Source organism: Photorhabdus cinerea, assembly GCF_011189575.1.
GTDB classification, from domain to species: domain Bacteria; phylum Pseudomonadota; class Gammaproteobacteria; order Enterobacterales; family Enterobacteriaceae; genus Photorhabdus; species Photorhabdus cinerea.
Genome location: NZ_PUJW01000068.1, coordinates 1 through 4,641 on the forward strand (window position 1 = coordinate 1; position 4,641 = coordinate 4,641).

Consider the following 4,641-nt stretch of genomic DNA (forward strand, 5'->3'; position numbering starts at 1 on the left):
CGGCATCGTTTTTAGGACGTGAAAAACTGCCGTCATCGTCCCAATCTGACATGGCATTAATCCGCGTGATGCCGAACCGGTCAGTCAGTGCGGCCATCACGACTTCAGCTTTGCGCGGATGTAATGCTAGCGGAGTATTGAATAATCGTTGTGCCAAATGGGGTAAATTCATTACTCTACCTTCGGATCTTGAATAGTTTTATCAGCAGGAGTATCCAGTTGCGCCCAACTCGGCGGAGTCAAACCCCGTTCTTTAAACGCATCGAGTTCACGCTTACGCTGATCGAGCATCTCTTCCCAGTCTTCACCGGCGTTTTCTGCGGCTTCCATCTCAAGAGTAGAAAGCCCGGCATCCATTCCGAGGATCGCCCCTTTTTTCTCCGCAACAGGATCTACCCAACCCCGGCCCGGTCCCATCCATTGGGCACGACAATAGGCTGCCCGCGCTTCCAGAAAATCTGGAGCACCAGCTGGCAACGGTAAATCTTCTATGTCGTGAATTTCTTCAATAAACGCGGTCAAGATAGGTTGAGCAAAGCCGATTGAAAAATCAGCGCGACGCCGAGTTAAGGTTTTCCACGCTTCTAACATGGCAGAACGAGCTGAACTGTAGTTCACATCAGACCAGTCTTGTGTCACTTGCTGAGTAGACAGCCCGGTTGCTGCTGCAATATTGCGTAGTGCTGCGCTTTCAAAGCCTTCAAAGTTGCTGTGTGGCCGTGCAGCATTCACTGTTGTTATCTTCTCGCCGGGATACATAATTGGGATACGCGCCCCATTCTGCAAAGACATACGACGATCATTGTGAAACTCGACGCGTCCCTGTTGATATGCGCCTAAATTCTCATCCTCACTTTCGCCCAATGCCGCTTCAACTAATGCAGGATCATACGGTGACTCAATATAAGCGCCGAAAATCGCATTCAAAATAGCGGCTTCAAGCTCTGACTGGTCATATTTAATCAGCATCTTCAGGCGCTGAACAACCGGCGTTAAGATGCCGTTACCCTTGTGTTGTGCTCCGCGCTCGTGATCAAAATCATGCACAACATGCGGGCGTCCCCACGCTGTTTCACGCGGTATACGCTCCCATGTCATCGTTTTTGCACCACTCCACCAATCGCCAATATGGGCTTCCCGGATATGGTAAAACGTAGGAGCGCCGTCAGCATCTATCTCTACACCACCTCTGATATGCGGCATATCAAAATTCTGTTGCGGGTTACTGAGTCGGTCAGGATCTACAATCTGAACTGTTGTTGCATAATGCCCACGTCCAGGACCAAGCCTATCCGGTCGATATTGCAGAATAGCCAGTGCATCCCCGTCTAATAGTTTATGTCTGAACGCTAATCGCAACATTTGGGAAACAGTTTGCTGACGCTCCACGTCACAATAACGACCGGGATCATTGGCCCAACTACGCCAGTGAGCTTCTACGACTTTCCCGTATTCGTCCGCCCAAGTAGCATCAAAAGCTTTATTACCGGTCACCAGCGCCAACATCCGGTAATCAGGCTTAATGATAGGTCGGAAATTAGCCCCAACCGCATTATCAAGAACCCGTGTGATCGTGCCACTGGCCCAGCCGTCATTACGCGCTAAGTCGCGGACACGCGAAACAATGCGGTCACGATAAATATTGATTTCATTGTCGGGTGACCACAGCGCCGGTTGCCAGTTTGCCAGCTGATCACTAGACGAATCAGCCGCGTCATAGGGCACACGACTACCGCCGACTAGCATAGACATTTTTTGTCGAGAGGGTGGCAGCGGTTGCCCGTCCGGTCCTAAAATTCTCACTGTATTCATCAGAACCTAAACCTTACCGGGCGACGTGGCCGGGCTACGATACCGAGTTGTGCCTGTAGTAATTGAATCAGCGCCATCAAATCGGCCATTGATGATTGCTGATAGGACACTGAGCGGGTGCCGTCTCCCTGTGTGTATGAAAACGAAACGCCGCGTTGCCCAGATGCCAAATCAATGTAGGCTTGCTGTGCTTTGGTTAGTGCATCTTGCAATTGCTCGCGCGTCATTGCACCCGCCAGCAAGCTAGTTTTTGGATTAAACATAGTGATCCTTATCAGGAAAGTGGCTGTCCGTATTTCAGGGACCACTACAATAGTGGTAAATATGAACCGCTTATTTAAAAAGGGGGCAATATGTCAATATTTGATGATCACGAAATCGAATTACCCGCATGCCCTGAGTGCGGCATCAAGACGAAAAAGAAAATCAGATGGCTCAAGAGTCATCGTTATTTCATTTGTCGCTGCGGTAGTCGGATTAATATCGACAGTAGCAAGATGACCGCCAAAATCAGGAGCGTTGAGAACAAACTTAATAAGCTGTTTAAATAAAGCTTTATCAATCACCATTTTGTCTAATGGTAAAACTAGCCTGTCTATATCATCAGTACAGAAAGGCCCTTGGCTTTCATCGGTAACATTAAGCTTCATATGTGGCACCCCACAACTAAGACGGTAAAAGTTGAGACAAGCTTTTTCGTTTCGGTTTTTCCGGCTCTTGAATAATAACGCCGGGATATTGCAAGCTGATTTTTTCTTCCGGTTCTGCGGGCGCTGGCAATAATCTGCCCGGATTTTCTGTGATGCTTGTAACTAACGCATTCAGTTTCAACCCCATATGCAATAGCCCGCATAACGCAGCATACGCATATACGCGGCAGTCAAGCGCCTCGTTAGCCCGGCCCGGCAATTGCTCCCACACTCGGAAGCGCTGCCCGCCTGACTCTTTTAATACGGAGCGCTCTGCCAAAAGTTGACTGAAATAATTCAGGTCCCTATCTGCCGGGAAATGCATATAACTGGCTGATGCTTCACCGGGTGGCGGGGGATCGATATGTAACCGGCCACGGATAGTATCTTTTGCCGCATTAACACCGAGAATAATGGGCTTGAAACTTGACTTGGTACGCGGTGTAGGTTTTTTGGTCGGCCAGACAGGGGAACGCTTACCGCCGCGTGCTGATTCACCTTTAATGGCCCATACCCGGCGCCCTATTCTGGCTTTTGAGAATTCGTAAACTTGCTGCGTGTGGTGTCCGCCTGAATCCATACATGCCGCCATGATAGTAAAACCCCGCCCGTCAGCCCGTCGCCAAATTTGTTTCAGGTAAGCATCCAAACGTTTCCAGGGTTCATCGGTTTCCAGATCACCTTCAATGACATCATAAGCAATTGACCAGCTTTCTTCATTGCGGCCCCACCCGACAATTTCAATTTCGAATCTGTCATCTTGCGTATCAATACCCGCCGTCAAAACAGCCACGCCATCCGGGACCTCAGCGGCAAAGACTTCACAACGTTCAAGCAGTTTTCTTTCACTCAATGCTTTCTCTCCGCGGTCTTCATAAGGTTCACCCAGCACAAGGTTAATAAATGTCTGGCGCATCAAGGGGTCATTTTTCACCCTCAGCCATTCAGCAACTAAGTATTTCCACGCGGCATTGGGGAATAAGCTGTAACCCGCCCAAATATGAAAACCGGCATGGCCTTTAAATGGCTTTGTCGCTCGCCACTCTCCGCGCTTCACAATGCCGGGTTTTTCGTTGTGATGGATCATGCAACCGTTATGACGACAAACATAGTAAGCGGTATCCGGCAAACCATTGCCGTTTTCGTCCTTGTCCCACTTGATCCCATATGGCGTATCGGGACCACCCCACTCTAATATTTGATATTCGCCGCAGTGAGGGCATGGGACATAGTAATAACGCTGGTCACTATCGCCGAACGACTTTTCAATGCGGCTAGTTCCTTTTACTGTCGGGGTTGAACCCAATACGATTTTGCGGTTCCAAAATGTTTCAGAACGCTTTGTACCCAGTGCTATCTGATCACCTTCAACCCCAGCACCGCCAGACGGGTACCCATCCACTTCATCAAACAAGATAATCCGGCAAGTAATACGACGAAACCCGCCCGGGCTGTTAGCTCCTACCAGTGTCAGATTGGCGCCATTCAAAAACGTCTTTTTCAGAATAGTCTGATTACTGTTTTTGGCTTTGGGGTCACCAGAGATTTCAGCCAACACTGGGGTATCACGCAGCATTGGCGCAATCTCGGTTTTACTGTAATCCTCCGCATCTTCAACACGAGGTTGCACGACCAGAATGGGAGAAGGGTCATGCGCCAGATAATAACCCACTACGTGATCGAGAATTTTGGTGTATCCGACACGCGCTGATTTCATGACTGATACATAGGTAACTGATGGGTCTGTGATAGCATCCATCATGCCGTCTTGATAAGCAAAAGATCGGAATCTTCCCGTTTGTGCGCTGGTTTCTTTTGACAGTACAGCGTATTTATTGGCCCATGCACTTAGCGAAAGTGGCTCAGGAGGCCGGATATCAGAACGACGTTTATATAACTCTTGTGTGAAATTTTGCCAAGCGGAGGCATTAGCTTTCTCCTCGTTGTTTACTATCATCAAGGCTTAATTCCTCCATCGCCTCGTAAACCACCTCCTGTAACGCTTGAACAAATTCCGTATCATTAGTGGTGGAGGCCAAGACACGTAGACGAGGACCGTGTTCAGGAGCAATAGCGATTAAGCGAGTGCGCATTCTTGAATACTCTTGCCCGACAGCCTCAATCATGTCTTTATACGGCA

The 4,641-nt window shown here is 48.9% G+C and carries 4 protein-coding genes and 2 pseudogenes; all 6 read right to left on the reverse strand.

From position 1 onward, the window contains the following. Window positions 1-172 (reverse strand): annotated as a pseudogene (locus C5469_RS23890) (S49 family peptidase); the annotation flags it as partial. Then, window positions 172-1,812 carry a phage portal protein gene (locus tag C5469_RS22215; protein WP_166310803.1) on the reverse strand — a complete coding sequence of 547 codons (1,641 nt, stop codon included), beginning with the start codon at window positions 1,810-1,812 and terminating at the stop codon, window positions 172-174. The pseudogene C5469_RS23890 and the gene C5469_RS22215, both read right to left, overlap by 1 nt. Next, window positions 1,812-2,075 carry a gpW family head-tail joining protein gene (gpW, locus tag C5469_RS22220; RefSeq protein WP_166310805.1) on the reverse strand — a complete coding sequence of 88 codons (264 nt, stop codon included), beginning with the start codon at window positions 2,073-2,075 and terminating at the stop codon, window positions 1,812-1,814. Before gpW ends, C5469_RS22215 begins: the two co-directional genes overlap by 1 nt. 120 nt (window positions 2,076-2,195) lie before the next feature. Continuing rightward, window positions 2,196-2,462 (reverse strand): hypothetical protein, encoded by a 267-nt coding sequence (locus tag C5469_RS22225; protein ID WP_166310807.1) that lies wholly within the window; start codon window positions 2,460-2,462, stop codon window positions 2,196-2,198. A 16-nt stretch (window positions 2,463-2,478) separates the two neighbouring features. Further along, the gene (locus C5469_RS22230; protein ID WP_166310809.1) at window positions 2,479-4,458 is read right to left on the reverse strand and encodes a phage terminase large subunit family protein; all 1,980 of its coding nucleotides are present in this window, start codon (window positions 4,456-4,458) and stop codon (window positions 2,479-2,481) included. Next, a pseudogene (locus C5469_RS22235) lies at window positions 4,430-4,641 on the reverse strand (RNA polymerase subunit sigma-70); the annotation flags it as partial. The pseudogene C5469_RS22235 and the gene C5469_RS22230, both read right to left, overlap by 29 nt.

Coding starts and splice junctions, on each gene's coding strand:
- C5469_RS22215 (WP_166310803.1), bottom strand. CDS start 1,812: ATGAATACAGTGAGAATTTTAGGACCGGACGGGCAACCGCTGCCACCC.
- gpW (WP_166310805.1), bottom strand. CDS start 2,075: ATGTTTAATCCAAAAACTAGCTTGCTGGCGGGTGCAATGACGCGCGAG.
- C5469_RS22225 (WP_166310807.1), bottom strand. CDS start 2,462: ATGAAGCTTAATGTTACCGATGAAAGCCAAGGGCCTTTCTGTACTGAT.
- C5469_RS22230 (WP_166310809.1), bottom strand. CDS start 4,458: ATGATAGTAAACAACGAGGAGAAAGCTAATGCCTCCGCTTGGCAAAAT.